The sequence below is a fragment of the Citricoccus sp. genome, assembly GCF_032154715.1.
Lineage (GTDB): Bacteria > Actinomycetota > Actinomycetes > Actinomycetales > Micrococcaceae > Citricoccus.
The window spans coordinates 1-4,412 of sequence record NZ_JALDXU010000149.1 but is presented as its reverse complement, the minus strand read 5'-3'; the positions used below and the strand labels follow the sequence as shown (position 1 = coordinate 4,412).

At 67.0% G+C, this 4,412-nt stretch carries 4 protein-coding genes; 3 read left to right on the top strand and 1 reads right to left on the bottom strand.

Annotation, left to right across the window (positions count from 1 at the left end; translation table 11 throughout):
- Window positions 1–66: 66 nt before the first annotated feature.
- The gene (locus tag RUH65_RS15335) at window positions 67–744 is read right to left on the bottom strand and encodes a Crp/Fnr family transcriptional regulator (protein ID WP_115933361.1); all 678 of its coding nucleotides are present in this window, start codon (window positions 742–744) and stop codon (window positions 67–69) included.
- A 149-nt stretch (window positions 745–893) separates the two neighbouring features.
- On the opposite strand from RUH65_RS15335, the gene RUH65_RS15330 reads away from it, so the two are divergent.
- The 3 genes from RUH65_RS15330 to RUH65_RS15320 all read left to right on the top strand — a co-directional run bounded on the left by RUH65_RS15330 (window position 894) and on the right by RUH65_RS15320 (window position 4,142).
- Window positions 894–2,087, top strand: coding sequence for a MarP family serine protease (locus RUH65_RS15330; RefSeq protein ID WP_313818505.1), 1,194 nt, complete (start codon window positions 894–896; stop codon window positions 2,085–2,087).
- A gap of 185 nt (window positions 2,088–2,272) precedes the next feature.
- Window positions 2,273–4,006: a sodium-dependent transporter gene (locus RUH65_RS15325; protein ID WP_313818504.1), complete on the top strand. Its 1,734-nt coding sequence runs from the start codon at window positions 2,273–2,275 to the stop codon at window positions 4,004–4,006.
- Between the two features lies 1 nt (window position 4,007).
- Entirely contained in the window at window positions 4,008–4,142 is a 135-nt protein-coding gene (locus RUH65_RS15320) for a methionine/alanine import family NSS transporter small subunit (protein ID WP_313818502.1), read from the top strand.
- Window positions 4,143–4,412 lie beyond the last annotated feature (270 nt).

The window sequence follows — 4,412 nt, the reverse complement described above, 5'->3', positions numbered from 1 at the left end:
CGGTGGCGGCCCCTCAAGGTCAGTGGTTCAGCAGTAGCCAGCCGGAGTCCGGTTCCGGCGGGGTGACTAGCGTGAGCGCTGGCGCAGGCGCTGCAGGTCCAGCACCACGACCGCACGGTTCTCCAGGCGGATCCAGCCGCGCTGGACGAACTCGGCGAGGGCCTTGTTGACGGTCTCGCGGGAGGCGCCGACCAGCTGGGCCAGCTCTTCCTGGGTGAGATCGTGGGCCACGAGCAGGCCGTCGTTGGCCGGGCGGCCGAAGCGGTCCGCCAGGTCCAGCAGGGCCTTGGCCACACGGCCGGGCACGTCCGAGAAGACCAGGTCAGCGAGGGACTCGTTGGTCTTGGACAGGCGCTGGGCCAGGGCCCGCAGCAGCTGCATGGAGACCTCGGGGGTGGACTGGATGACCTTGCGCAGGTTGTCATGGCGCAGCCCGGCCAGACGGGCAGCGGACACGGCCGTGGCCGTGGCGGTGCGCGGGGCGGGGTTGAACAGTGCCATCTCGCCGAAGACCTCGCCCGGGCCGAGGATGGCCAGCAGGTTCTCCCGGCCGTCCGGGGCGGTGCGTCCCAGCTTGATCTTGCCGGACATGATGACATAGAGCTGATCGCCCTGATCGCCCTCATGGAAGGCAGAGGCACCGCGAGAGAGCTCCACCTCGGTCAGCTCGGAGGTCAGTGCAGAAAAGACCTCGTCATCCAGGTTGGTGAACAGCGGGGCCTTGCGCAGTACCTCGAGATCCATGTGTCCTTCGTCCTCACTGTCGACTGGCATGCCGGACATCTGCGACATGCGGGGAATGTGTGTGATCCATTCTGCCCCATCTGCGGCAATGGTAACGGTAAAGTGGGACGCTACGCGTATACGGGGGCGGACGCAGGAAGAGAGACTCCTTGTTTTTAGGACTGACCGTGCTGGACTGGGTCCTGATCGTCGTCCTGTTCGTGTTCCTGATGGCCGGCTACCGCCGCGGGTTCCTGGTGACCCTCGGGACCATGGTCGGGCTGGTGGCCGGGGCGATCGCCGCGTTCTTCTCCATCCCGCTGGTCTCTGCCTGGATCACCGAGCCCGGCTGGCGCATCCTCGCCATCGTGGCCGCCGCGTTGGTCCTGGTGCTGCTGGGCCAGGGGATCGGTGCCGCCCTGGGGCGCGCCATCCGCCTGCGCATGGCGCTGCCGGCACTGCGGACGGTGGACCGGCTGGGTGGTGCGGTGGCCAACACCGCCGTGGCCGCGGCGCTGATCTCCCTCGTGGCCTTCTCCGCGTCCTCCATGGGTCTGGCGCCGGTGACCTCGGCGATCTCCGAATCCAGGGTCATCACCACGATCAACGACGCGGCCCCCGAATCGGCGAAGTCGCTGGTTGCCCGGGTGCGTGCCGCCGTCGCGGGGACCGACGTGGTGCCGGTGCTGCCCGAGCCCGTGACCACGGAGACGCCGGCGGCCGCGGCCTCCACCCCCGCACCAGGACAGGCGCTGCAGGAGGCGCGTGCCTCCGTGGTGCGGATCTCCGGAACCGCACTGGTGTGTGGGCAGAACCAGACCGGATCCGGTTTCGCTGTGGCCCCCGACCGGGTGGTCACCAACGCCCACGTGGTCTCCGGACTGACCGAACCCTCGGTCGAGTCCGCGGACGGTGCCGTGCACGCCGGTCGCGTGGTGCACTTCGACGCGGCGCGGGACGTGGCCGTCATCGCCGTGGACGGGGCTGACCTGCCGATACTGGACGTGGGCGCCGAGCTGGCGGACCAGGAGGCCGGCTACATCATGGGCTACCCCTCGGGCGGGCCCTTCCAGATGGACCCGGCCCTGGTTCAGGCCCGCGGCGAGGTGACCGTCAACAACGTCTACGGTGCCGAGCCCGGACTGCTGGACATCTACCAGCTGGAGGCCGACGTCCAGTTGGGCAGCTCCGGTGGTCCGCTGCTCACCGCGGACGGTGACGTGGCCGGCATCGTCTTCGCCCGCGCCACCGGGGACATCGAGGTGGGCTATGCCATCACCGGTGAAGAGGCCCAACAGGCCCTGACGGAGGCCGAGGAGATGGTGGACACCGTGTCCACCGGCCAGTGCATCCAGGGCCACTGAGCGTTGTCTTGCCCGGGAATCTCCGGCTGACTAGTGTCAACCGGTGTCCACATCGTGCATGAACGGCCTGACTGGTCTAACGTGGTCGCCATCACATTTTCGCACCGTACCGCCGACTCGCCGCCGTATCACCCTCAGAACGGCACCGGGCCGAGCGGGCTGGGTTACTGACCGGGAGGACCTCCGTGTCAACGCAGACCGCACTACCCCAAGGGGGCAAGGCGAGCCGCGAGCAATTCGCGGGCCGCTGGGCCTTCATCTTCGCCGCCATCGGCTCCGCCGTGGGCCTGGGCAACATCTGGCGTTTCCCCTATGTCGCTTATGAGAACGGCGGCGGCGCCTTCATCGTCCCCTATCTGATCGCCCTGCTGACCGCGGGCATCCCGCTGCTGTTCTTCGACTACGCGATCGGCCACCGCTTCAAGGGCTCGCCGCCCCTGGCCTTCAAGCGCCTGAGCAAGTGGACCGAGTCCATCGGCTGGTGGCAGGTGCTGATTTGCTTCGTCATCGGTGTCTACTACGCGGCCATCATCGCCTACGCCGCCATGTACACGTGGTTCTCCTTCGGGGAACGCTGGGGCGAGGATCCGGAGGCCTTCTTCTTCGGTGAGTACCTGCAGGTCCCGGAAGGTGTCGCCCCGACCCTGGAGTTCGTCCCCGCGGTCTTCTGGCCGATGCTGATGGTCTGGGTGATCCTGCTCGTGGTCCTCGGTGCCGGAGTCAAGAAGGGCATCGCGATGGCGTCGCTCATCGGAATCCCCGTCCTGGCCGTCATGTTCATCATCCTGGTGATCGTGGCCCTGTTCCTCCCGGGGGCCCCCGAGGGACTGAACGCCCTGTTCACACCGAACTGGTCGGTGCTCACCGATCCGCAGGTGTGGATCGCCGCCTATGGCCAGATCTTCTTCTCCCTGTCCGTGGGCTTCGGCATCATGATCACCTATTCCTCGTACCTCAAGCGCCGGACCAACCTGACCGGTTCGGGACTGATGGTCGGTTTCTCGAATTCGAGCTTCGAGATCCTGGCCGGCATCGGCGTGTTCTCCGCCCTGGGATTCATGGCGCAGGCCAACGGTGTGGCCGTCGCGGATGTGGTCACCGATGGCATCGGACTGGCGTTCATCGCCTTCCCGACGATCATCTCCCAGGCGCCCGCCGGGGCCCTGATCGGAGTGCTGTTCTTCGGATCGCTGGTGTTCGCCGGCTTCACCTCGTTGATCTCCATCCTCGAAGTGGTGGTCTCGGCAGTGAAGGACAAGCTGGGCTGGAGCCGCGTGACGACGGTGGTCGTGGTCGTGGGGATCTCCGGGATCATCTCCCTGCTGCTGTTCAGCACCACCTCGGGTATCAACGTCCTGGACGTGACGGATGCCTTTGCCAACAGTTTCGGCATCGTCGGCGCGGCCCTCGTGGCTGTCGTGACGGTCTCGTGGGTGCTGCGCCGGCTGGACGGCATGGTCAATCACCTGAATGCGGTGTCCTCGTTCCGCGTGGGCTGGATCTACAAGGCCCTCGTGGCCGTGGTCCTGCCGATCGTGCTGGCCTACATCTGGATCTCCGACGTGGTGCTCAAGGCCACGGAGGGCTACGGGGATCTGCCGGCCTGGTTCGTGGGCACCTTCGGCTGGGGCATGTCTATCGCGCTGGTCGTGGTGGCGATCCTGTTGTCCCTGCTGCCCTGGTCGCAGAAATCGGCCCTGCACAGCGAACTGAACGACAACCTCGGCCCGGAGACCGTCACCGGGGACGAGCAATTGGTGGGTGCCACCGCGGGAGACCGGCCGGCAGGAGCCGGTCACGGCGGTCACAGTGGCCGGGGCCGTCATGCCGACACCCCGTCGCACCCCCACAGTGCGGGCAGCGCGGAACGGACGCACAGCAGCCCGACCCAGCCCGAGCACCCCGAGAAGGGAGTCTGACATGGACCCGATTGCCATCGTGTTCCTGATCATCGCGATCGTGGTGGTGTGGGGCGGCATGGTCGCCTCGCTCATCCACCTGCTGAAGAACCCGGACCACCTCTCCGGTGAGGAGGCTGCGGCCGACCGGACCTGAGGCCAGCACACAGAGTGATGCCGCGCAGTGAACTTCACTGCGTGGCATCACTCTGTCACCGGGATAAGCGGCATGGAGCAGTCCACCTCAGATGAGCTGCCGCTATGACTGGCCGGCTACTTCCGCAGTGACTCCGCGATCTGCTGCATGATCGTGGGGTCGGACAGGGTGGACGCATCGCCCGGGTCCCGGCCCTCGGCCACGTCCTTGAGCAGGCGGCGCATGATCTTGCCGGAGCGGGTCTTGGGCAGCTCCGGCACCACCAGGATG